The organism is Chlamydiota bacterium, from assembly GCA_012729785.1.
GTDB lineage: Bacteria > Auribacterota > Tritonobacteria > UBA1439 > UBA1439 > UBA1439.
The window spans coordinates 37,921-62,954 of record JAAYCL010000025.1; the positions used below are offsets into that span (position 1 = coordinate 37,921).

General features: G+C 69.1%; 10 protein-coding genes and 2 tRNA genes. All 12 read right to left on the reverse strand.

Features of this window, described 5'->3' with window-relative positions; all coding sequences use genetic code 11:
- Window positions 1-40: 40 nt before the first annotated feature.
- Window positions 41-1,309, reverse strand: a complete 1,269-nt coding sequence (locus GXY35_05890; GenBank protein NLW94108.1) for an NTP transferase domain-containing protein — start codon at window positions 1,307-1,309, stop codon at window positions 41-43.
- Window positions 1,310-1,485: 176 nt separating this feature from the next.
- Window positions 1,486-1,559 (reverse strand) — tRNA-Gln (locus tag GXY35_05895).
- 914 nt (window positions 1,560-2,473) lie between these two features.
- Window positions 2,474-2,548, reverse strand: a tRNA-Ile gene (locus GXY35_05900).
- Window positions 2,549-2,617: 69 nt separating this feature from the next.
- A complete protein-coding gene (locus GXY35_05905; protein NLW94109.1) occupies window positions 2,618-2,851 on the reverse strand; it encodes a hypothetical protein in 234 nt (77 codons plus the stop codon).
- Window positions 2,852-3,047: 196 nt separating this feature from the next.
- Window positions 3,048-4,472 carry a hypothetical protein gene (locus GXY35_05910; protein ID NLW94110.1) on the reverse strand — a complete coding sequence of 475 codons (1,425 nt, stop codon included), beginning with the start codon at window positions 4,470-4,472 and terminating at the stop codon, window positions 3,048-3,050.
- Between the two features lie 52 nt (window positions 4,473-4,524).
- A complete protein-coding gene (locus tag GXY35_05915) occupies window positions 4,525-5,673 on the reverse strand; it encodes a radical SAM protein (GenBank protein NLW94111.1) in 1,149 nt (382 codons plus the stop codon).
- A gap of 2 nt (window positions 5,674-5,675) precedes the next feature.
- Window positions 5,676-6,683, reverse strand: a complete 1,008-nt coding sequence (locus GXY35_05920; protein NLW94112.1) for a glycosyltransferase — start codon at window positions 6,681-6,683, stop codon at window positions 5,676-5,678.
- Complete coding sequence (locus GXY35_05925; GenBank protein NLW94113.1) at window positions 6,667-8,040, reverse strand: FAD-dependent oxidoreductase; 1,374 nt, start codon at window positions 8,038-8,040, stop codon at window positions 6,667-6,669. The genes GXY35_05920 and GXY35_05925 overlap by 17 nt, the downstream gene beginning before the upstream one ends.
- A gap of 17 nt (window positions 8,041-8,057) precedes the next feature.
- Complete coding sequence (locus GXY35_05930) at window positions 8,058-10,589, reverse strand: hypothetical protein (GenBank protein ID NLW94114.1); 2,532 nt, start codon at window positions 10,587-10,589, stop codon at window positions 8,058-8,060.
- Window positions 10,586-12,358: a DUF2079 domain-containing protein gene (locus tag GXY35_05935; GenBank protein ID NLW94115.1), complete on the reverse strand. Its 1,773-nt coding sequence runs from the start codon at window positions 12,356-12,358 to the stop codon at window positions 10,586-10,588. Before GXY35_05935 ends, GXY35_05930 begins: the two co-directional genes overlap by 4 nt.
- Window positions 12,359-13,793: 1,435 nt before the next feature.
- Window positions 13,794-15,725: an ABC-F family ATP-binding cassette domain-containing protein gene (locus tag GXY35_05940; protein NLW94116.1), complete on the reverse strand. Its 1,932-nt coding sequence runs from the start codon at window positions 15,723-15,725 to the stop codon at window positions 13,794-13,796.
- The gene (locus GXY35_05945; protein NLW94117.1) at window positions 15,722-24,895 is read right to left on the reverse strand and encodes a glycosyl transferase; all 9,174 of its coding nucleotides are present in this window, start codon (window positions 24,893-24,895) and stop codon (window positions 15,722-15,724) included. The genes GXY35_05940 and GXY35_05945 overlap by 4 nt, the downstream gene beginning before the upstream one ends.
- Between the last annotated feature and the right edge of the window lie 139 nt (window positions 24,896-25,034).

Consider the following 25,034-nt stretch of genomic DNA (forward strand, 5'->3'; position numbering starts at 1 on the left):
CGTACAGATGTCGATCGCCGCGCCCCTTAGGGCCGGGCGATCAATCGTTTCCGCGTTTCCCTCGCCGTATCGGCTTCGCCGGCACGCCGGCCACCACGCCGCCGGCGGGAACATCCCTGCCCCGCAACACGACCGAGCCCGCGCCCGTGACGGCCCCGTCGCCGACCTTGACCGGCGCGACCAGCGTCGTCCCGCTCCCGATGAACGCTCCGTCCCCGATCTCGGTCCGGTGCTTTTCCCTGCCGTCGTAGTTGGCGGTGACCGTCCCGGCGCCGATATTGGCGCCCTTCCCCACCGCCGCGTCGCCGAGGTAGCTCAGGTGCAGGGCCTTCGCGCCGCTCCCGATCGTCGAGGCCTTCACCTCGACGAAGTTCCCGATCTCCGCGCCGTCCTCGAGGATCGTCCCCGCCCGGATGTGGCTGAACGGACCGATCCGGCAGCCGACGCCGACCCTGGCGGGCCCCGACAGCACCGAGAACGGGCGGATGATCGTGTCCCGGCCGATGGAGACGGAGGCCTCTATGTAGGTGCTCCCCGGGTCGACGATCGTGACCCCGTTGCGCATATGCGCCTTCTGGATGCGGCGCTGGAGCAGCCCCTCCATCCTGGCGAGGTCATCGCGGCTGTTGATGCCGAGCACCTCGCCCGGATCCTCCGTCCGCACCGCCTCGACGATTCCTCCGCCGGCCGCCAGCAGCTCGATGGCGTCCGTGAGGTAGAACTCCCGCTGCCGGTTCTCCGGCGACAGCCGGTCGAGCACCCCGAGCAGCGAAGGGATGTCGAAGAGGTAGCTCCCCGAGTTGATCTCCTCCACCGCCTTCTGGAATCTGTCGGCGTCCTTTTCCTCGACGATCTTGTGCGGCTTCCCGTTGGCCCGCCTGAGGACCCTGCCGTAGCCGGTCGGGTTTTTCAGCACCGCCGTCAGGAGCGTGCAGACGGCGCCGGAGGCCCGGTGCGTTTCCCGCAGCATCGTCAGCGTTTCGGCGGTGATCAGCGGCACGTCGCCGCTCAGCAGGAGAAGGTCCCCCCCGGCGCGTTCGAACAGCGGCCGCGCCTGCATCACCGCGTGTCCGGTGCCCCGCTGCTCCTCTTGCAGGACGAAGTCCACCCCCTCGCCGGCCGCCTTCTTCACCCGTTCCGCGTCGTGCCCGACGACGACGGCGATCCTCTCCGGCTCGAGCGCGCGGGCGGCCTCGACCACGTAGCTGATGATCGGCCTTCCGGCCAGCGCGTGGGACACCTTCCCGTACGCGCTCTTCATCCGCTTCCCCTCGCCCGCGGCGAGGATGACGCACGTAAGGCTCTTCATCTCCCCGATCCCGCACCCCCCGCCCGGCCGTTCCCCTGCGAGGAGAAGGCGGCGAATCCTGCCCTCTCACCCGTACTAGTCGCGAAAAACGGAAAAATATTACGGAATACTTTCGTCGCCGAACGATTTTCCCGCCCTGTGCGATCCAGTTCCCCACAGACGAGAAACGGCTATACTGGCTGCCCGGCGAGGACTCGAACCTCGAAACTCGGCTCCAAAGGCCGATGTGTTTCCATTACACCACCGGGCAACGGCATCACCGTCCGCGGCGGCCGTGCGCGCCTTCCACCGGGCGCGCCGGGCACCCTCGCCGGGCGCACAACTCCTCTCCGGCAAAGCCCGGGCCTTCGCGGCATGTAGACGCACAACAGGAGAGACGGTAGCGCAAGTGGAAGGCGGCCTTCCCCAACCGCCGCTGGGGCAATCCCGGCAGGATACCACTTCACACCGCTCCCCGATTCCGAACGCCGACAATCATATACCAGCCTTCTTCCCGCGTCAACCGTGCAATTCAGGCGTCATGCCCGGCAACGAAGGGGGTAACGCATTCGAATATCGAAAAGTGAAACAGCACGCCACCCACAGCGGGGAGACGGGAAGCGGATCGATCCCCTTCCCGATCGCGTTCTCGTCTTCGATCCGGATCCCGATAGCGATTTGGATACTCGGCAACTCCAGAGGCCACGGCGCATGCGGCGGAATACCGTTGTTTCAGTATCGCTGCCACGCGGCCGCGTTTGTCAAAGCTCCAGATGCCGTTTGTGTCCCGATCGAATGTTTTATGTATGATAGTACATTCTTTTGCACTTTTTTTGCCCTATTATCTACTATCCTTGCGTAAATTGTTCTTTTCATCGTCGCTGCTGCGCGCTCTTTTCGATTGGGGGGGTATTTGGGAGAATCCCCTTTGGATGGATGGCTGTTCCGTCTTTGGATTGCGCGCGGGGGGCGCTGAGCCCGATTTTCCGTCTCGATGTCGAGGGGCGGGTTCCGGCGGGCGAAATGATGCGGAAACTTCCGCACACAACGGGTGCCGGGGGGCGTGCTCCAGGCGCGTGACACGGACGCCGGAAACCGCATCCTGGTTCGACGCTGCGGCCGGGCGCAGGGTGCGTCCCGGGGCCCCTCACAAAAGCCGTTATAAAGGACGGCACAGCGCGTACATGGTGGGCCCAGTAGGATTCGAACCTACAACCAACGGATTATGAGTCCGCTGCTCCACCGTTGAGCTATGGGCCCAACTACTTCACGTGCCATTAGATAAGAATTGCCTCGGATTGCGCGAAATGCGCTGGGGTCCTGCTGGTGTCACGTAGAATATGTTTCTGTCCACTTGAGCATCTCCACCGCCCGGATCTTGCTCTCTGTCGGATGCACGTATCCCATCGCCGTCTCCATAGGCGCATCCCCTAGGATTACCTTCACCACCGGCATACTCACGTTGGCGAGTACCAGTCGCGTGACGAACGTGTGCCTCAAGTCGCGAAACCGGCAGTAGCCTATCCGTGATCTCCTCACATGGTTCAGGAAGCCTGTCTTCACATCATCGCAGGGACTGCCCTCTTGGCGAAACACAAATATGCCATCTTTGGGCCGGTGCTTCAATATCTCGTGCAGTTCGTATCTCGTGCACTTCGGGGGTAATGGGGATCAGACCTGCCCTCGCAGTCGAGAAGAACGTGTTAGCCGCATCGATCGTTTCGCGCGGGTGTGTGTCGCCGAGGGCGTCCCCACGAGGTCAGCGCCAGCCGTAGGCGCGGCCATCGGCATAGGGTCTTCCCCGATCCACCGCGAAACCGGGCTCCCGCGAAGCGGCGGGGGCGGCGAAGTTGACCCTGGCGCTGAAGGAGACCGTCGTCCAGCCGCTCGCGAGGGGATCGCTTCCCGCGGCGACCTCGATGGCGTCGCTGAATCCATCCCCGTCGGTGTCGGACCTCAGCGCATCCGTGTCCGTCCCTCCGGAGTTGGTTATGGGGTCGTACGGGTCATACGCCGCGCTCCCGTCGTGATGAACCTCGTCGCGGTCGGGGAGGCCGTCATCGTCGCTGTCAACTTCGTACGGATCGGTCCCGTGCGCAGCCTCCTCGTCATCGGTCAGCCCGTCCCGGTCGGTGTCCGCGCCCGCGCTGTGCCCGTACGACAGGGCGACCCTCGACTGGCCGACGGAGGGGATGTCGTAGCGCGCGGAGAGCTTCTCGATGGCCTGATAGTCTCCGGCGATCTCCCAGAGCGAGGCATAGTATCCGCCGGCGTAGAGGGTTCCCGTCACACGATCGCGCACGAAATCGAAGATGGTCATCGGCAGCGTCAGGCTCGGCCCCCCCGCGGGGAGTTCCCCGAGGAATGTGTCTGCATACGGGTCCAGTTTGACGAGGCGCCGGGGGCCCGAACCGGGGGCGATGTAGGTGCAGGCGAGAAGGTCGTGCCCTCCCCCCGCCCGCGGGACGAAAAACTGATGCGGGAGGAAGTGCCCGGACACTTCCGGCGGGCCGCGCGTGTAGGCGACGTCGCTGTAACCCTGCAGGTAGCCGAGATCGCTCCCGTCTTCGACGTCAAACTTCCGGATGTGATTTTCAAAGCCGGTGCCCGCGTAGACGATCCGGTCATCCTCCGGGTCAAAGCATATCCAGCACTCGTCGTAAAAATACGACGGCTCCGGGTACGGCCTGTCGGCGATCACCTTCACCGCCCCGGCGGAGCCCTCCCGCATCTCGAATATGCCCCTCTGCGAATGGTAGAAGCAGCCGACGTAGATGCGGCCGGTGGAGGGGCGCACCGCCATACTGAAGAAATTGGGATACTGCGGGGCGCCGTTCTGGTAGTAGACGAGGGTCCCGTACACCCTCGACGCCCCCTTCGTCCCGTCGGAGTTGATCTCGAACTCGAGAAGCTGCGACGAATCTATGTTCCCCACGTACAGCCTCCCGTTCACCGGGTGGACGGCCATCGCCGCGGGGACCGAGAGCCCGTCGCCGGGCCCGGCGAATTCGATCAGCGTGTAGGCGTCGGGGCCCTCCAGCGGTATCCTGAATACCCTGTTGTTGTGCTCGTGCTCCCCCGCGTCAAAAAAGCAGATGAAAAGCTGCCTGACATCGGCGCACGCGGAACGCGCCACGCCGCCGAAGGCGATGAGACCGATGAGCATGGCGAGTAGTAACTTCACTGATATGAATATACCATAGCCGGGCCGGCCATTCTAATTGAGCATATCCGCGTCACCCGCCGCGGGGGGCGAAGAGATCGACCGCGGCCTTTTCAGCCCGCGCGGCCTTGATCCGGAGCCACGCAAGGAGCACCGCGGGCCAGAAGCGGGGATTGAACAGTATATTCAGCGTGAGAAAGCACTCGTAGGTGCAGAAGCATCTCTCCCGGCGTATCGCCCCCCGCGCCCGCGCGGCCTTTTCCCCGCGCCATATCTCCCGGAAGTCGTACCCGAAATCCCTCAGATTGCCCAGCGGCAGGTCGGTGCGCATCTCGCACGGATAGACCTCGCCGTTGGCGAAGAGCGCCGCCCCGAGGCTGCCCGCGGCGGAACACGGGAGCAGGCACCGCCGCTCCCGCGCTATCCGCGCGATGAGCCGGTGCCTGACGATGCGCTTGGCGTTGACGAGATCGGCGCCCGGGAAATGCCGGTACCCCCGGAGAACGCCGTCGAGCAGCGCCCTTTCGAGGCGGACGGCGTAGGCGAGATACCGCTCGATGTCGACGTCGAGCGCGGCCGGATCCCGGGGCCTTCCCCGCGCGAGAAGGGTGAATACGGCGGATGGTTTCAAGACGCGCGTGAAGTAGTCGAGGTTCCCGTCGAGCAGCCGGTCGTTGAACGAGGTGACGGTGGTCTCGATGTTCACGTTGAAGCGGGGGACGCGCCGCTCGATGCGCTGGAGTTCCCGCAGGGTGGCGACCGCCTTCGAGAAGAGGCCGGGAACGCCGCGCAACGCGTCGTGCGCGTCCCCGACGGCGTCGAGCGACACGTCCACGCCGAGCGTGAGTTTCGGGCACGCCGCGAGGACGCGCTCCACGGCGGACACCACGCGCGCGGTCAGGCTCCCGTTCGTCGGTATCGCGACATTCCGGACGCCCGTCGCGCGATAGAATATGCCGATGATCTCCGCGAGGTCCTCCCGGAGGAAAGGCTCGCCGCCCGTGGGAAGAAGAAAGAGGAGGCGGCCCATCGTCGCCGCCGCCCTCTCGATCTCCTCGAGGGAGAGCTCCCGCGCGACGTCGGGGAACACGGTGCCGTCGCCGAAGAGGCAGTGCCCGCACCGGGCATTGCACCTATCGGTCACAAAGAAGACCAGGTAGAGGGGGAGCCCCTCCGTGCGGAGGACGCGCGCGGCGGGGCGGATGTAGTCGAAGATCCGCATCCTCAGTACCTTTCCCCCCTTGCATAGCTGATGAGGCCGTGGATCCCGCCGAGGCCATGGGCGACCTGGTCGGCGAGCAACAGGGGGATCGCGAGCGCGCACCTGGCCGGGCCGCCCTCCCGCGCGATGAATGCGAGGAAGCCGGCGTTGAGGGACAGCGAGGCCAAGGCCAGCGCGAGCGCCGCGGCGAGGTACGCCTTCCCCGCCATAAGCGACAACAGTGCCGCGGCGCAGGCGAGCATCGAGAGCGCGATGCCCGCCGTGAAACTTCGGGGCGACGTGAGGTGCGCGGGCGAATCGCTTCGCCCGGCGAGCCGCCTGAGCGTGATCTTCACGATCCCACTGGTACGGCGGAACCCCGTCGCCAGCAGTTCCCGGAGGCTATAGTGCCTGAGGTGCCTCACCACGAGCTCCTTGTCCAGGAGCATTCGGTATCCGCGCGCCCGTATCCGCCCGCCGAATTCGGTGTCCTCTATGCAGGCGTTCCGGTAGCCCTCGTTGAACCCCCCGGCGCCGAGGAACGCGGCCCTTGTGATCGCCGCGATGCTGGAGTAGAAGACGCCGATCTCCGGCGGCAGCATTCGGTAGGTGTAATGCATATAGGCGTTCTTGTAGAAGCTCGCCAAGTTGCCGTGCGCCGAGTCCTTGCCCAGCATGCCCACCACGGCATCGCATTCCCCGCCCTCCAGCGCCCCCGCCACCCGGCCGAGGGCGTCCGCGGGGATGACAATGTCGGAGTCGACGAACACGAGGATCCTCCCCGCGGACACCCTCGCGCCGGCGTTCCGCGCAGCCGCCGCCCCCCTCGCCTCCCCGCTCCGCACCAGGCGGCAGGGGAAGCCCGCGACGATCCCCAGCGTGCCGTCCACGGAACCGTCGTCCACGACGACCAGTTCGAAGTCCCGATAGCCCGAGGCGAAGACCGCCGCGAGGCACGCGCCCACCGTCGCCTCGCTGTCGCGGGCGGGGACGATGACCGAGAGGGTACACCGCTCAGAGACGGGTGGCATAGTCCTGCCTCGCGTAGACGTGGCGGAGCCCATCCCCGCCGTGCGCGACGATGTCCCGGGCGCATTCAAGCCCCGCCTGTATGGAGTGATCCATATTGTTGTACCAGAACGTGCCCGTCCTGCCCAGGAGGACGAGGTTGCGCAGGTCCGCGAGTCTCCGCTCGGTCTCCTCCAACTCCCCCAGGTAGTCGAGCCCGTAGACCGGGTACACGTTCTCGATCCGCTCGATGCGGATCCCCTCGATCGCGTTGTCCGGCCCCAGGGCGCCGACGGCGCGCATCTCAGACGCCACCCGGCCGGCGAGGCGCTCCGGATCATTCCAGGTCGCGTCGCCCCTCATGCAGGTGACCTCGACGCCGATGCCCGTCCCCCCGGGGGGACACGTGGACTCCCGAAAGTGCCGCGGGATGCTCCACCGGTTGAAAAGCAGATCCTCTTGGCCGTAGTAGCACCACTGGTAGCGGAGCCGGAGGGTGCCGCGCACCATCACGTTGTAGAGCACCGCAGAGAGGTAGGAGAGGCGCGGCCGCTCCAGTCCCGCGAGGCGGCAGAGGAAGTCGAGGGGGGCGGTCCACACCACGAGGTCCGCGGGCACCGTCGCGCCGCCGGCCGTTGTGACGGAGCGGATACGCCCCTCCGCGATCTCGATGTGCTCAACCGGCGCGCCGCGCCGCACCTCCCCTCCCCTCGCCTCGATCCTCCGCGCCAGCGCGCGGCTGAACGCGTCGATGCCGCCGGTGCCCGGGTAGACGAACTCCGTCTTCACGCGCCGCGGGATGAGGGCCCGCGACGCCACCTCGAAGAGCGTGTTCATCTGGAGCCTCTTGTCGATGATCGCCCTGTCGATGCCGGTGCGCGCCCAGTCGGAGTGAATCTCCCCGGGGTCGCGCTTGAGGAACTTGCGCGTGTACTCCCTGAAGAAGCACTCGTAGAGGGTCCTGCCGTACCGCTCGACGATGTAGTCCCTGAAACTCGGGCCGGGGACGCGCCGCCGCGCCACGAGGTCCCGGGAGACGCGGAGGATGATCCGCGGGGGCAGCTTGAACAGCGAGGCGATGCTGAGCGGCCAGTCGTGGTATCGGCCGAACAGCCAGACGCCGCTGCTCCGCGGCATCAGCACGAAGTCGCCGTCCAGCGCCTCCTTGATGAACGCCAGCACCTCCGGGTCGTCCGTATGGAACCGGTGCGGCCCCACGTCGAAGACATAGTCCCCGTACGTGAAGCTCCGCGCGAGCCCGCCGACCGTGCCCTCCTTCTCGACGACCGTTACGCGGATTCCCGCCTCCGCGAGCCGCAGTCCCGCCGACAGCCCGGCGATTCCGGCGCCGACGATCACCACCCTTTTCCCGTTCATCATCCCCGTGGCTGCCTCCGTCAGACGTCGTGCGGCCCCCGGCGCCGCATCCCCCGACCGCGGAACAGCGGGGTCGCCCAGGCGAGGCACACCGCCGCAATCCCCGCGAGCGACATCCCCCGCCCGAGCGCGATGCTGCGCGGCGCGTAGCGGAAGACAACCGTCCGCTCCCCCGGCTCGAGGTACACGCCACGCAGGCAGCGGTTCACCCGAAGGACCGGAAGGTCGGCACCGCGCTCGCCCGTTGCCGTCCACCCGGGGTACCAGACATCGCTCAGGACGAGGAACCCAGGGTCGTCGAGACGAACGGACACCTCCACCCTGTTGGGCGCGTAGGCCGTCACCTCCGCCTCCTGGAAGCCACCGGGGTTCTCCATCCGCCCCGCCGGCGCGTCGAGCACCACGGTCGTGCGCGGATCGTTCGCCTTGATCAGCATCAGACTCTCGCGACCGTCGCGTGCAACCACGGCGCGCCGCACCACGAACGCCCGCGGCAGGCAGGTTCGGTTGGCGTACACGAACACGGGCCCCCAGACCCTGCCCAGCGGGTCGCGGTACCCCGCCGGCGGCCTCCACTCGTGCACAAGCTCCATCGCCGGGTGCGCCAGCGGCGCGCCCGAAAGCACGTACCGCACGTTGAGGAGGTTGAGGAGGTTGAGGTTGTCGGCGCTCCGCGCGGGCGCATCCGGGTCGCCCCCCGCGACCTTCAGGTAGAGCCTCAGTTCGTAGTCGAAGTCGCTCGCACCGAGGCTCCGCGTCCCCTCGAATTCGAGGCAGGCGAGATAGTCGATGTAGTACTCCAGGAAGACGGATTCGAACCCCTTGATCTTCGCGATCCCCGCCGGCTCGGACTCCTCGAGGGGCACGCCGCCGCCCGCCTCGTGTATCCGGAAGAGGCCGGGCTGCCGGGCGAGGAACTCCGCTACGGGGCCGCGCACCATCACCTCGCGTGGGTGTCGCACCGCGAGCATCGGCAGGCCGAGGGACCAGAGATCGGCCAGCACGACCGCCAGGAGCACGGCATACGCCGCCCTCGGGACGACACGCTGCGTGCGAAACAGGGCGAAGACGCACGCGGCGGCCGCGAGGTTCGCGAGCTGCCGGGGAGCGGCGAGGGCCCCTCTCATCCTCTCGTAGCACCCGGGCACGAGCGCCTGCCACTCGGCAAGGGTGCGGGTGTGGGGCCCCGACGGGTCGCGATCGAAGACGAATCGCACGAGGGCCTGTCCGGCCGCCACCGCCGGCGCGGGGAACGCCACGAAGACCGCAACCGCCCCGAGCAGCAGAAGGAACGCCGCGGCGGCGGCCGCCGCCGCCCGCCGCGCTCCGGCCCCGCCCCGGCGGAGGGCCGAGAAGCCGTAGCCGGCAGCGATCGCGACCGCGAAGGCGTGGAGCGCGAGCATCCGCGAGGGGCAGCGGAAAAGGGATATCCCCGGGACAAAACGGTACAGGAGGGGGAAGAGCGGCGTCGCGGGCCCCATCGCGAAGAGCAGCGAAAAGCCGATGAGGACCAGGAAGAACGCGTTGCGCCGGTCCCGGCAGAGGACGGCCGAGGCGGCGGCGAGCGCGAGCGGGACGAGTCCCGCGTACGCGCAGAGCTCCCAGAAGTTGCCCGGCCCCCAATACGAGGAGTCGACCGCCGAGCCCTTCAGGGAGGGGAAGAGCAGCGTCATCAGGTTCGTGGGGGGGAGCGACAGCCCCGAGGCGACCGCGTAGCTGCGCATGTTGGCCCGGTAGACGAGGCCGGAGAACTCCAGGGCGGGAAGGAGCTGGATCCCGCACAGGAGCACGAAGATCACCCCCGACAGGACGAGCGACGCCGTGATCTTCGCGGCCGCACGGAGCCCGAGGCCGTGGGTCTCGTCCAGCGCGATCCACGGGAGGTACGCGAGGAGGACGAGCATCGTGTAGAAGAAATACTGCGTGTGCCCGGCGAGGAACTGCAGGGCGCAGGCCGCCCCCAGCAGCGCGGAGGCGGCGGAACCCGGGCGCCGCAAGATCCTCTCGGCGCAGAAGAAGACAAACGGGATCCACGCGATGGAACAGTAGTGCCAGTACTGCCCGATGAAGAGCCGGGAGACGAGGTAGCCGCTGAAGGCGAAGACCGCCGCCGAGAGGAACGCCTGCCGCCGGTCCCCCGCGATCTCCCGCACGAAGAGGTACATCCCGAGGGCGGCGATCGCGGCATGGAGCAGGAAGAGCACCCCGTACGCGCCCAGCGACCGGGTGAGCAGGACGACGATGAAGAACGGGTAGAAGACGCCCAGCTGCGGGACGCCGTACGGAGGCTTCCCCGCGTACGCGAACGGCTCCCAGAGCGGGAGCTCCCCGTCGCGATGGAAGGAGTCGACGATGAAGGTCACCTGGGGAGCGAGGAAGCGCCAGAAGTCGGAGAGGGGGTGGTAGAACATCGACCCCGGGGAGAGGAGCACCCGGTGGAAGAACAGGCAGCAGAGCGCCACGAGAGCCGCGATGCACAGGAGGTCGACCTGGGACCAGGGGGGGCGGCTCTCGGTGCCGCCAGACGCCTGAATGGGCTCGGGGCGTCTCATCTCCCCTCTCTCCGGTAGACGGCCACTCCCTCCTTTTCGAAGACAGCGTGGTAGGCGGGGGAACGGATCGGCGCGCCCTTCTGGATGTCGCGCGTCGCCGGATCCCCCGCGCGCCCGTCGATGATGAGATAGTCGGCGTTGCGCGGGATCTTGAACATCACCACCGGTCTCATCGCGAGGTGCGGCGCGAGGTAGCGCGGCGCATACACGCTCGCGTCGCGGGGGATCAGCCGCAGCGCCTCCCTCAATGCCTCGATGTGGGCGGCATCGGGCTGGCACCTGAACGGCCGGATGCCAATCTGCGCCGCCATGATGAGCGGCCCCCGGATAAACGTCGCGCAGGAGAGGAAGAGCAGGAGCGTGGCGATCGCATTCCCTACCCGGCGCCCGGTCGCGAACGGGAGGCGGGAGCTCCGGGAGCAGCGTGCGACCACCGCGATCGCCCCCGCGAACAGGAACGGCACCGCCGGCAGGTAGTAGTAGGCGGCGATCGACTTCATCCAAGCCGACGAGGAGAGGCCCAGGAGAAGGAACGTGGGGGCAGCGAAAAGGATCTCGGCGCTCAAGAGGGGGAGGACGACGCCAAACGGCATCAGCACGAGATAGGCGAGCTTCAGCATCCGCGGGGACAGGAGCCGCATCAGCGCCGCGCCGGGGTCCGCCGCGAACCACCGCGCGATGCCCACTACGCCATCGTCCGCCCCCTCGAAGAAATAGCGCGCCGTCCCGGGGCCGAGCGCGGGAATGACCAGCCACACGGCGGCGGCGAACCAGAGCGCGCTCCCAAGCGCTGGGATCACCACCCAGGCGACGCGCCGGCGCAGGAGGAGCGCATAGACCCCGAAGACGAAGGTGGTGAGCGCGATGTCCTCGCGAAGACTCCAGCAGAGGAGCAGCGCGGCCATGAACGCACCGAGTCTCTCCCGGGCGAAGAAATACAGCGCGAGCAGGAGAAAGAGCGGTGCGTAGTGGATGAAGTAGAACGGGAACAGCGCCTGGTAGCTGATTCCCGGGTGCAGAAGGTAGGCGAGCGCAAAGCAGGCGGCCGCGTACTCGCCGAGGGCGGACCGCGCGATACGGTAGAGCATGCCCGCCCCCAGGGCGAGCGCGAGCGCATCCAGCGCGAAGATCGTTGCGCAATGCGGGGCGCATTTGAAGAACGGCACCAGGAGGAACATGATCGGGCACAGTTGCTTCCCGAAGCGTGAGCAGCCGGGGTAGCATTCCTCCGTGTTCCAGAACAGCCTGCCGTGGAGGGAGGTCCAGAACGACTGCGCGAACACGCACAGGTCGTGCCCGGCAAACCCGAATACGCGGTACACGGCGACGGCGCGAGCGAACGTGATACCGGCGAAGAGGATGACGGCGACGACCACGATCGTGCGCGCGCGCCGATTCATCCGCTCCTCCCACGCCGGGGCATCGGGCGATACGGTGAGGAACGCCGTGGCGGCGAAGGCGAGGGCCGCAATCCCCCCGATCGCCGCGGATACTGCGGCGGGCGGGCCGACGCCGATGCAGTAGTCGGGGAAGAAAAGCGCGGGGATCAGCAGGGCGAGGAACGGCAGGAGGGCGGCGAGGCGGCGGCCCTTCCCCGCCCGACGTGCAAGCAGGCGCCAGGCGCCCATCGCAGCCGCGGCCCCCGCCGCGGGCGCAATGGCCCACGGAAGCAGACGCCCCCCTCCGGTCGCGAGGCAGACGAAGGCACCCGCGGTCGCGCCCGCCAGTGCGGCCCCCGCTCCCGCCGCAACGCCGATGCTGTCTCTCACCGTTCCCACCTTCCCCCGCCGGGACGATCCACGCATCGCGCCGCCCCGCGGGGAGGCGTAACCGCAACGGCCCCAGCCGAGGGCCGGGAGCGACCAACGCGCCGCCGGAACCCCTCCCGCGGGAAGCAGGAGATCTGGACAGCCCTGCGGCCGGGCGCATCGCGCCGGAGCTTCTCGACGAGCCCCTTCCCTCTCATCCCCCGTATCCTGCCCTGCCCCCACTGGAGGTGCCACCCCTCATATCGGTATCCGTCTGCCGTGGATAGAAGGCGAAAATCAGTCAGGCGGAGAACGTGCTCACAAACCCCTTGTGTGGTGTGTGGTCGGGTTGGCACTGCACTCTTCATCCAACGTACGTTTGAACATACTGAATAGGGAGTGCGAGGAGAAGCACTACTAGCGCTGTGGCTCTTGATGTTGAACTTAGCAGAATATGCCATTGCATGGAAGTGGTTTCTGAGATCCAGGGACCGATCAGGGACCACCTCCTTTCCCACACGCGGCGTGTAGCGGGCGTGCCGACAGTTCCTCCGGGGCTCGACCGCACCGCGGTCTCTGAGATACCGAACGAACCAGAGGAACTCCGGGCACAATGCCGGCTCCCACGAATGGAACGTGTGCGTGTGCGGACACTCCGGCATCGTCCTGGCGAACTTCCCCCGGACCGACGCCATGTACTTCCTGATGCGGTCCTCGTCGTCCATATCCACGTCACCCGGCGGTCGAATCCCGCCTCTCCGGTTTCCGCTGCCGTCGCGCGCCGGGGCGCGAGCCGCAGCCCGCGGCGACGGCGAGCGCGCACACCGCGACTGCACGCGCCGGAATGCTCCTCCTCATCCCCCCCTTTCTCCCCGCATCCGCGGGGACTCCCCCCGCTTTGCCGCACCCGCGCACGGGCCGCCCCCTTGAGGTGCCGCCTCACGCGCCTCGCGACCGCCTTCGCCTCCGCCGGGGACGTTCGGCGAGCCGCACACCGGCCTTCGCGGAGCCACGGGTGCCGCAGCCGGTCCGGGTCGTTTTCGTACCGCGGGATGAGGTGCCGGCGGAGGTGCGGTGCGACGTTCCCGAGACAGGCGCAGTTCATCTTCCACGGATGGGACGCCGCCTCTCCCGCCCGCGCCGTCTTGACGAGCTCCCTGAACAGCCTGGTCCGGACCCGCTCCGGCGGCTCGTACGGCTCGCGGGCGTGCCGCTTCAGGATGTGGACGCGGTATCCCCGGTGGAACTGGTGCTCGTCGACGACGAGGATGGAGTGCGCGAACTCGCGGACGAGGAACGGGTCGCCGCCGCCGCGCAGGCGCGCGACACGGCCGCAGATCCGGCACGGGGAGGGCGCGGTCACGGCGCCTCCGGTCTTCACGGCACGCGGGAGAGCAGCCTCCGCACGCCGGTCACTATCCGGGGGGGCGGGAATCGCGCGGGGCGCGGGGGGCCTTCACGCCGGGTCCCCCGACGCCTCGAGTTCCTGGCCGAGCGATTCCCACTCCTGGAGAAGGCGCTGGTGCTCGCTCGCGAGAGCGCTGCGCTCCTCCGCGATCGGGGCGAGCTCCTCGTACGACGCGGCGATCGCGGGATCGGCCATCCGCAGATCCGCCTCCGCGAGGAGCGTCTCCTGCCGCTCGATCTTCTTTTCCACGGCGAGGATCCTTTTCTTCAGCGCACGGATGCGGCGCGCGCCTCGCGGGGGATCCCCTTTCGCCGCCGCGCCCTCCGCCGCGCCCCTCTCGACCGCGGCCGGTTCTTCCGCGCCGTTCTCCGCAATCAAACGCCGGGCGTGTTCCAGGTACTCGCTGTAGCTCCCGGGGTACGTCCGCAACGTCCCGCGGTCCAGCTCGACGATCCTGTTCGTCACGCGGTCCATGAACGCGCGGTCGTGCGACACGATCACGACTGTCCCGGTGTAGGCGGCCAGCGCCCTCTCGACGGTCGCGCGCGAGGTGATGTCGAGGTGGTTCGTCGGCTCGTCGAGCAGGAGGAGGTTGGCGGGGCTGAAGAGGATCCTGGCGATGCGGAACCGCGTCCTCTCTCCGCCGGAGAGGACGCGCAGCGGCTTGGAGACGTCGTCGCCGCCGAACAGGAAGGCGCCGAGGAGATCGCGGGCGCGCTGCGCCTGGCCCGTCGGCGCGGCCTCGCCGATCGCGTCGAGGAGCGTCGTCTCGGAGGAGATCGTGTCGGTGTCGTACTGGGCGAAGTAGACCCTTTGGACCCGCCTCCCGACGACGCACTCCCCCTCGCGCGGCGTCTCCCTGCCCGCGAGGATGCGCAGCAGGGTGGTCTTCCCGGCCCCGTTCACGCCGACGAGGCCGATCTTCTCCCCGCGCCTGATCTCGAGGTCGATCCCCTTGAAGACCTGATGCGTTCCGTAGGCGTGGCCGACGTTCCTCAGGACGAGCATCTCGCGGTGACTGTCCGGCGCGGGGGGAAAATCGAAACGGATCGCGGTCGGGTGGAACGGCGGCTCAAGGCGCGTGATCTTGGCGAGCCGCTTGACGCGGCTCTGGACGAGCGCCGCGCGGGCGGCGTTCGTTCGGAACCTCGAGATGAACGCCTCCATCGTCTCGATCTCGCGGCGCTGGCGTGTGTACGCCTCCCACCGCGCCTCGCGCCGCTCCCTGCTGCGGACGAGGTACTGCGCGTAGTTCCCCACGTAGACCTCCGCCCTGCCGTTTTCGAGGCAGACGATCCGGTCGGCGAGCCGGTCCATCGTGGCGGGCTCGTGCGAGACCACAACCACCGTCCTCCCGCACCGCTCGATCCACCCCTCGAGCCAGAGGGTGGACTCGAGATCGAGGTGGTTCGTGGGCTCGTCGAGGAGGATGACGTCGGGCCTGCGCAGGAGGAGCTTGGCGAGAAGGATGCGCATCCGCCACCCGCCGGAGAAGTCGCGGCAGGGGCGTTCGAGGTCCCCGGGGAGGAAGCCGAGCCCCGCGGCGACGCGCGCCGCCTTCGACTCGAGGGCGTAGCCGTCCGCGTGTTCGACCAGGTGGGCGCACTCGGCGTAGCGGCGCATCACCCGATCGTGCGCGGGGGAGTCGGGGGCCGTTTTCCCCATCTCCTCCGCGAGCGCCGCCATCTCCTTCAACGCCGCCTGCACCTCGGTGAACGCCGAGAGCAGCTCCTCCCGGAGCGTCCAGACGGGGTCGATCTCCGTCTCCTGGGGAAGGTAGCCGACCGTCGTCCCCTTCGGCATTCGGATCTCGCCCGCGTCAGGCCGCTCGAGGCCCGCGATCACCTTCAGCAGCGTGGACTTGCCGCAGCCGTTGGGGCCCACGACCGCGAGGCACTCCCCCTCCCTGACGGTGAGGTCGATCCCCCGCAGGATGGGCCGCCCGCCGAGCTCCAGATGGACGTGTTCGACGCAGATCATCGGGGCTGCGCGCCTCCGCTGGCGCCCATCCGCACCACGACCCTGTGCTTCGCCGAAGTTTCCTCCAGCGGGATGATGGGCTTGTCGAGGCGCCGCCCGTCCAGCTCCGCCCACGCCACGCCGCGCCCCGTTCCGTCCGGGTTCTCGACAACGATCTCGTAGAGCGCCTCGCCGCGGCGGTACTGGACGGTGAACCCGCTCCATTCGGAGGGGATGACCGGATCGACGGCAAGCGACGCGCCGGCGACCTTCAGCCCGAGCACCTCCTCGATCCAGATTCGATACATCCACGCGGCGGAGCCGGTGTACCATGTCCAGCCGCCCTGCCCCACCCGTCCCTGCAGGCGGGAGACGTCGGCGGCGACCACGTACGGCTCGACCCTGTACCGCGCGGCCGTCTCCGGATCGCGCGCCCGCTCGATCGGGTTGAGCATCCTGAGCAGCGACACCGCGCGCCCCCCCTCCCCCCGGCGGCAGAGCGCCATCGCCAACCACAAGGCGGCGTGCGTGTACTGACCCCCGTTCTCACGGACGCCGGGCGGATACCCTTTGATGTAGCCCGGGTTCCTCTCCGTCCTGTCGAACGGCGGGGCGAGCAGCAGCACCATCTTCTCCTTCTCGAGCACCAGGCGCGCCAGCGCCGACTCGAGCGCCCGCGCCGCCCGCGCCGGGTCGGCCGCGCCGCTCAGCACCGCCCACGACTGGGACAAGGAGTCGATGCGGGCCTCCTCGTCCGCCGCCGACCCGAGCGGCGCGCCGTCGTCGTAGAAGGCCCTCAGGTACCAGGCGCCGTCCCAGCCGTGCCGCTCGACCGCCTCCGCGAGCGCCCTGACCCTCCCGCGGTACGCGGAGGCGTCCTCCGGCCTGCCGTGCAGCGCGGCCGTTTCGGCGAACCGGTCCAGCACCGTCGCGAGAAACCATGCCAGCCAGACGCTCTCCCCGCTCCCGCCGGCCCCCACCAGGTTCATCCCGTCGTTCCAGTCGCCGCCGCCGATCAGGGGCAGCCGGTGGGGCCCCGCCGTCGTCGCGCGGTCAATCGCGCGGCGGCAATGCTCGTAGAGCGTGGCGCTGTCCAACGACTCGCGCGGGGTCGTGAAGATCTCCTGCTCGTTCGGGGCAAGCGGCCGGTCCTCGATGAACGGGACGCGCTCGTTCAGGATTCCCGCGTCCCCCGTGACGCGCACGTAACGGGCGGTCGCGTACGGGAGCCAGAGCAGGTCGTCGGAGCAGCGTGTCCGCATGCCGGCGCCGGACGCCGGCTGCCACCAGTGCTGCACATCCCCCTCGACGAACTGGCGCCCCGCCGCGACGAGCAGGTGCCGCCTGGCGAGCGAGGGGTCCGCGTGAAGCAGCGCCAGTGCGTCCTGGAGCTGGTCGCGGAAGCCGAACGCCCCGCTCGACTGGTAGAATCCCGTCCGCCCCCAGATCCTCGAGCTCAGCACCTGGTACGGCAGCCAGCGGTTCAACAGGATGTCCGCCGCCCCTTCCGGGGTGCGCACCTGGACCGCCCCCACCAGCCGGTCCCACCAGCCGATCGTGCGCCGGAGGGCTTCCTCCACCTCGGCCGGATCGCGGTACTTCATGACCAGCCGGTCGACCTCCTCGATCGACTCCGCCTGCCCGAGGAGGCAGATCACCTCCGCGCCGTCCCCCGGCTGCAGATGCACCGTCGTCTGCACGACCGCGCACGGGTCCAGCCCCGGCCAGACCCGGCCCGCCAGGCGGACTCGCTTCATCGCGGCGGGCGCGGCCATCGTCCCGTTGCGCCCGAGGAAACCTGTGCGGTCGGCGGTGTGGCTCTGCGGCTCGGGGCCGGTCGTGGCGAAGGCGATCCGTTCCCCGTAGACAGGATGGTACCGGTTGCAGGCCAGCATCGTCCGCGTCTCGCCGTCCCACCGGCTGACGACGTGCACCTGGCTGTCCTCCCTGTGCTCGCCGAGGGTCCATTCGACGTACAGGGTGATCGACAGCCGGCGCGGGCGCGACGAGTCGTTGCGCAGCCGGAGCCGCTGCACGCGGATCGGCTCTCCGCCGGCGTCGTCCATCGGCACGAAGACGAGAAGCTCCTGCTGGATGGCGTGGCTGTTGTGTTCGAAAACGGTGTAGCCCGTCCCGTGCCGCGCGCGGTAGGCGTCCCCCTCCCGGATCGGAAGGGGGGTGGGAGTCCAGTACCTCCCCGTCTCCTCGTCGCGGATGTAGATCGCGTCGGACGGCGTGTCGGAGACCGGGTCGTTGGACCAGCCGGTCAGCCGGTTCTGCTGGCTGTTGCCGTACCAGGAGAAGGCCGAGCCCGACTCGCTGACCAGAACGCCGAAGCGGGGGTTGGCGATCACGTTTACCCACGGCGCCGGCGTGCAGGCGCCGGGGCCGAGGTAGATCGCGTACTCCCGCCCGTCGCGGGTGAACCCGCCCAGGCCGTTGAAGTACGGGAGCTCCAGGAACGGCAGCGGGGCGGACGGCTCCTCGGGGATGGAATGCGTGGGCAGCGGATCGGGGAGCTCCCCCGCCTTCACCGGGGCGCCGAGCTGCCGGGCGAGGGGGCCGCGGGCGGCCACCAGGGCCACGCGCGCGACGGAGAGGATCAGCGTCAGGTCCTCGGGGGCGAGCTGCTCGGCGCTGCGGAGGAAGATCCCGCCCGGCTCGTCGACGCCGGTGTGCATCGAATGCGCGTCCACGAGCCGCTTCAGCTGCTCCTGCAGCGGCCGCTCGTAGCCGCCGGACTCCTCGTTGAGTATGACCAGGTCCGCCTTCAGACCCTGGAGGCGCCAGTAGGCGTGCGCCTGGAGCATCTGGCGCACGAGGCTGATATCCTCCGGCTCCCCGATGCTGACCGCGGCGATCGGGAGGTCGCCCGAGATCCCGTGCGGCCACAGGCGCGCCTGGCCCAGCCGGTTCTGCCGAAGGCGGTCCCCGGCCGGGCGGAGCGCGGGGCCGGGGTACAGGATGGCGCCGGCCAGCTGCTGAAAGCGGCGGGCCTCGTCCGGCTCGATGCGCAGGCGGCGGAGCTCGACCTGGGCGTACGTCCATGCGAGATCGAACTGGCGGGCGATCGCTTTGGGATCGCCGTACTTCTCGACCATGGCCAGGGCATCCTTGCGCGTCTCCGCGGCGCAGAGGACGAGGGAAACACGGACCCGCCGCCCGGGCTCCAGCACCACCGTGCGGCGCAGGCTGAATATCGGGTCGAGGACATGCCCGGCGGTCCCCGACAGCGCGCCGGCCAGGGCCGCCGGGAGGCGGACGGTGCGGCAACGCCCGACGAAACGCTCCCGGTCCGTTTCGAACTGCGGCGCGCCGGCCGTCTTCCCCTCGACCGTGATGCGGTGCGCCGCGTAGACCGGTGGATCCTGCGGGCCCCGCGGGCGCCGGAACGCGAGCAGCGCATCGTGCTTCTCGATCGACTCGGTGCAGACGAAGATCGAGCTGAAGGCGGGGTGCTGGCGGTCCGCGCCATGCGGGGCGAGGGCGAGCTCGATGTAGCTGGTCAGCTCGATCGTCTTCCTCTGCGCGGAGCGATTGATCAGGGTGATGCGGCGGATCTCCGCGTCGTCCTCGGGCGACACCGCGATCTCGGTTTCGGTGTCGATATCGTTGTCTGAACGGCGGAACTCGGCGCGATCCACGGCGAAGATCGCCGCGTACGACTCCGGTTCGACGCGGACCGGATGGTAGGTGTTGCACCAGATTCGCCCGCTCCGCGCATCGCGGAGGTAGCAGAAGGAGCCCCATTCGTCGCAGGTGGGATCGGCCCGCCAGCGGGTGAGATCGAACTCACGCCAGCGGCTGTAGCCCCCGCCGGCGCCGGTCACCATCAGGGAGTAGCGGCCGTTGCCGAAGATCTGTGTCTTGGGGGTGGCGGTGTGCGGCGTCTCGAACCTGCCGACCGACGGCGCGATCCCGGCGGGCATCGCGCGGGAGGCCGCCCGCTCGCGCATCGGCACCTGGTAGAGCGGGGGCGCGACCGGGATGCGCTCGTACAGGAGCGACTCGGTCGCCCTGACCCTCGGGTCCGCGTGGAAGCGCCGCTGCATCGCGAAGTCGTTGACGAGGTTGTCGACCGCGAGGAACCCCATCGCCTGGTGGTGCGCCATATAGGCGCGCACGATCACCCCGTCCCCCCCCTCCCGGAGGCGCTGCCGGCCGAAGTCGATTGCCTCGAAGAATCCGTAGGCGCCGCGGAGCCCGAGCCTCGCGAGCCGTTTCAGGTTGCGCACCGCCGCCGCCGGCTCCACCAGCAGCGCCAGCAGCGTGGCGTACGGGGCCACGACCAGGTCGTCCTCGAGCCCCCGCTTCAGCCCTGTCCCCGGCACGCCGAAGGCCTGGTACTGGTACGTCTTGTTCGCGTCCAGGTCGCTGTAGGCCGACTCCGAGATCCCCCACGGCACGCCCCGCCGGCGCCCGTACTCCATCTGTGCGCCGACCGCCTCGCGGCAGGCCATCTCCAGCAGGGAATGGGGATACAGGCGCTGCACCAACAGCGGCATGAGGTACTCGAACATCGTGCCGCCCCAGCTCAACAGCACCCGGCGGTTCCCGATCGAGCCGAACGGCCTGGCCATCGCCAGCCAGTGGACCGGCGGGACGTCGCCGCGCGCGATCGAGACGAAACTTCCCAGCCGCGCCTCGCTGGCGAACAGATCGTAGTACGAGGAGTCGCGCTTCTGGGCGTCGGCGTTGTAGCCGATGCTGAACAGCCGCCGGTCGGTGTCGTAGAGGAACCGCATCCGCATCGCGCCGCCCAGCTTCCTGATGCGCCGGCGGAGTTCGTCCGCCCGCCTGCAGAGTTCCTCCGCCGGACCGCGGGCCCGCGACACGGCTCCGGCGAACCGGTCGATCCCCTCCCCCGGCGATGCGGGGCCCCTGCCGGTCTCTCCCTGCGCAGCGAGGACGATCTGGCACGCGTGAACGGCGCCGGAGGCGATTGTTCGCGCCGAGGGTGCCTCGCGCATCGACCTCCAAAACGCGTCCCGGCTCTCCGGCTCGAGCCGGTTCAGAAGCGGTTCGAACCCTGCGGGCGGCTCCTCCGCCCACGCCAGGTAGCGGTCGATGCACGCGCCCCATTCCGCGACCTGCCGCTCGAGCGCCTCCGCCCAGTGAGACGGCCCGCCGTCCCTCTCCACCTCCCGCCGCAGGATCGAGGCGACAACCCCCGCCGGCGCCGCGGCCTCGCGGATCCGGCGGATGAGCCGGTCGAGCCGCTCCGGCGGATCGGCGAACAGCCGCTCGAGCGTCTCCATCGCCTCCAGGAGCGCCTCGTCGCGGGGCGGACGGGCAAGCACACCGCGCAGAATCCGGAGCGTGTCGTGCAGCCCGCGGACGGCCTGCGGGCCGATCAGCGGGCCGTCCGTCAGATCGCCGATGCCGTTCTCCAGGGTCCAGAGGCAGCCGAGCAGATTTCCGCTATCCACCATCGATACGTAGCGCGGCTTGAACGGTATCCGCGTCTTCAGGTCGTACCAGTTGAACAGGTGCCCCTCGTACCGGTCGAGCGTTTCGAGCGTCTCGAACGTCCCCTCCAGGCGCCGGAGGACCTCCTCCCCGGTGAGATAGCCGAAATCGCGGGCGGCGAGGGCGCTCAGCAGCCACAGGCCCACGTTCGTCGGGCTCGTGCGCGGGGCGAGAACGTTCTGGTGGGAGATCTGGTAGTTGTCCGGGGGAAGCCAGTTCGATTCGGGGCCGACGAAGTCGTCGAAGAAGCGCCACGACTGCCGGGCGACGCCCCGGAGCATCGAAAGATCGTCCCGTGAAAGCAGTGTGCGCATCGGCTTCCACCGGGGCCTGGCGCAGAGCCGCCAGACGATCAGCGGACTGGCCAGCCACAGGGCCAGGAACGGCGCCGCGCACGGCAACGCGGCCGGACAGAGCCGGTACACGGCGGCCGCGATGCCGAGCGCGAACAGGCTGATGAAGCTCACGCGCGCCACGAACGCGGGGGCGCGGCCCCTGCTCTTCCATTTGGCGATCTGCGCCGGCGTCCACTCGAGCAGCCTGCGCCTGCTGACCAGGCGGCGGTACCAGACCCGCGCGATCGCGTCCGCGGCCAGGACGGCCTGGTGCGGGATGAGGGCGGTCTCCGCGATCGACCGGAGGAAACCGTGCCGCAGCTCGCCCCAGGCGAGCCGGCGCGACGCCGGCCTCGTCGTCGCCCAGGTGAAAAACTGAGAGAGGGGGGGGAAGAACGCCCGCAGGGCAACGATGACGCCGGAGGCGGCGCCCAGCGCCGGGGAGAGAAACCAGGCGCCGACGAGAAAGGCGGCGGAGGCGGGCGGGACCAGCGAGCGCCTGAGGTTGTCGAATATCTTCCACCGGTTCAGCGCCGAGAGCGGATTGGGAACGCGTTTCCCGTCCGCCGCCGGCACGCGGGGCAGACACCAGTCGGCGATCTGCCAGTCGCCGCAGATCCAGCGGCACTGCCGGCGCATGTAGGAGAGGTAGTCCGGCGGGAACTCCTCGTAGAGTTCGATGTCGCTCGCGAGCCCCACCCCCACGTGCGCGCCTTCGATCAGGTCGTGGCTGAGCAGCAGTTGCTCGGGAAACCGTTTCGAGAGGACGCGGTGGAAGATTTTCGGGTCGTAGATCCCCTTGCCGAGGTAGGAGGCCTCGCCCGCCAGATCCTGGTAGACGTCCGAGACCGCCCTCGTGTACGGGTCAGTGCCGACCGGATCGGTGTACAGGCGGCTGAACGGGGTCGCCATCGCGCTGGGCAGCGAGATGCTCACGCGGGGCTGGATGATGGCACAGCCGCCCATGACCAGCCGGCCGTCCGGAGCCAGGCGAGGTTGGTTCAGCGGGTGGGCCATCGTCTCGATCATCCGCCGGGCCGCGCCGCGCGGGAGCTGCGTGTCGCTGTCGAGCGTGATCACGTAGCGGATGTCGGCGAGCTTCTCCGGATCGCCCGCGTAGACGATTCTCCGGCCGCCGCGGGCCGGGGCGCCGCTCAGGAGCCGGTTCAGCTCCTCCAGCTTTCCCCGCTTGCGCTCCCAGCCTATGAACCGCCTCTCGGTTTCGACCCACTCGCGCTCGCGGTAGAGGAGATAGAACCGTCCCGGGCCGTAGCGCCTGTCGAGGGCGGCGATCCCCTCCTCCGCCTGGCGCAGCAGGGCGGCGTCCGTCTCCATCCGCTGCGCCTCCGCGTCGGGCAGATCGCCGAAGAGGGCGAAGAGCAGATTCGATTCCGGATTGGCGCAGTAGCGGACCTCCAGCTTGTAGAGCTCGTCGCGGATGGTCCGGCGGTTCAGGAACAGCATCGGTATGACGACCAGCGTGCGGAACTCGTCGGGGATCCCCTCCTTCTCGAACGACATCCTCGGCAACGTCCGGGGCGGCACCAGACGGGTCAGGAGATAGTTGATCGTCTGGACGGCGAGCTCGCTTGCCGGGAGAAGGGCGAGGAGCGCCGCGGCCGATCCCGCCCAGCCGGCGGACCGGATGCCGCAGGCGAGGACCGCGCCGGCGATCAGGGCGGTCGCCGCCCCTATGGCCGACAGGTAGACCGCCGTGTGGCGTCGGAAGGCCCACTGCAGCGCCCGGTGTCGGATCCTCTCGCGGCCCCGCAGCCGGCTGGCGAGCGCGGGGCGGCCCTCGTCGATCAGATGGTAGCCGATGTGCCCGAACCGCGGATCGTCCCCTCCGCGTTCCCGCCATTCCCCGGCCGCCTCCACGGCGGCCCGGGCGGCATCCTCCTCCGGTATGTTCGATGCGCGGGACAGTTCCTCGACCGCGTGCCGGTACCGGTCCCTGGTGGCGAACTCCATCCGGCGGTAGACGTCCGCCGGGTCGTTGCGCAGCAGCGCCTCCACCCGGCTCTGACGCTCGAAGATCTCGCGCCAGTCCATCCTCGAGAGCTGCCGCAGGCTCGTGATCGCGTTGCCGATGGAGATCTGCTCGACCGCCTGCCGGGAGTCCTCCTGGGCGACGATCTCCGCGAGGCTTGTGCCCCGCGTCCGCTCCAGCCAGCTTCGGACGGGGACCAGTGCCTCCTCCGCATCGTAGAGCGGGCCGGTGAGCTGGAAGGCGAAATGGGCGCTCGGTTCCGGCATCTCGCGCGCCAGCTCGGCAAGGATGGCGAACATCCGGCCGGGATCGCGCCGCGCCGCGGTGAGCAAACGGTTGGCCCAGAAGTCGGCGCGCTCCTCCTCGTGCAGCCGCCGGTCGATCTGCCCGGCCATCCGCCGCAGGGCGTCCAGCAGGGCGATGCGCAGCATCAGCGGCGCCGCCCAGAGCTCGCCCATCGTCAGCGAAACGATCGACTGGTACGCGGACAGAAACTCCTCGATGCCGGCGCGGTCGAGGCGGTGGTCGGCATGCCGGACCAGCCCAACGGCGAGATGGTAGAGCCTCGGTTCGCCGCTGCCGGGCTCGGAGGCCAGGACCGGCAGCTCGCGGTAGAACCTTTTCGGCAGGTGCCGCCGGACATCGTCGATCTGCCCCTGGATGATGTAGGCGTTGTCGAGGATCCACTCCGCCGTGGCGGAGATCTCCTGCTCCATCCGCGAGGCCTCGGCGAGTCTGCGGCGCACGCGCTCGATCGTCTCCTCGCAGCGGTCGAGCTGCCGCAGGAGGGGTTCCTTGCGCCTGACATCCGCGCCGACCCGGTGCGATGACGCGAGGCGCCGGGCGTATCGTTGAAGCCGCGTGGAGGAGAGCGGTTCGGTGCGGACCGGCTCCTCGGCGGCCGGGATGTCGGGACGTTCGCGGATGGTGAAGACGGAGGGATGGCCCTCCCCGGAGTTCCTGAGCAGGAGGATCGCCCGGCAAACCTCCTCCGGGGACTTTTGGACGACGACGACGCTCTCGCCTGCCGTGAGCCAGCGGGCGTGTTCCGCCGCAAACCGTCCGCCGCGGACGACCCCGATCGTTCGGAGGACGAACCAGCCGAGCAGCCCCCCGGCCAGCGCCGACGCCCCCCGCACGAGCCAGTCCGCCTCCGCGCCGAACATCCACGGCGGACGCATCGCCACCGCCACGGCGACTGTCGCGCACAGCAGGCCGCCGACGACCGTTCGCACCGGGTCGTACCGCAGGGGACCGCCGTCGACGCGGATGCGCCCGTCGACCGGCTTGTGGATGGCCCACGAGCGCCTGAACCGAGCGCGGCGAAGTTGCCGCAGCGCCTCGCCGGCGTCCTTGTCGCTCGGGTAGAAACCGAGCAGGATGACCCGTTTCCTCATATGCGCTCCGCACTGTGCGCCCGCGGCGATCCGATCCCGATGCCTCTCCCGCCCTCCTCCGACGCCACGGGCAAACGGCCGCGCGTCGCACCCGGCACGGGGCGGCGGATCACGGGCCTTGTGCCGCGCCAGACCGAAG

Coding starts and splice junctions, on each gene's coding strand:
- GXY35_05890 (NLW94108.1), bottom strand. CDS start 1,309: ATGAAGAGCCTTACGTGCGTCATCCTCGCCGCGGGCGAGGGGAAGCGG.
- GXY35_05915 (NLW94111.1), bottom strand. CDS start 5,673: ATGCGGATCTTCGACTACATCCGCCCCGCCGCGCGCGTCCTCCGCACG.
- GXY35_05920 (NLW94112.1), bottom strand. CDS start 6,683: ATGCCACCCGTCTCTGAGCGGTGTACCCTCTCGGTCATCGTCCCCGCC.
- GXY35_05925 (NLW94113.1), bottom strand. CDS start 8,040: ATGATGAACGGGAAAAGGGTGGTGATCGTCGGCGCCGGAATCGCCGGG.
- GXY35_05930 (NLW94114.1), bottom strand. CDS start 10,589: ATGAGACGCCCCGAGCCCATTCAGGCGTCTGGCGGCACCGAGAGCCGC.
- GXY35_05940 (NLW94116.1), bottom strand. CDS start 15,725: ATGATCTGCGTCGAACACGTCCATCTGGAGCTCGGCGGGCGGCCCATC.
- GXY35_05945 (NLW94117.1), bottom strand. CDS start 24,895: ATGAGGAAACGGGTCATCCTGCTCGGTTTCTACCCGAGCGACAAGGAC.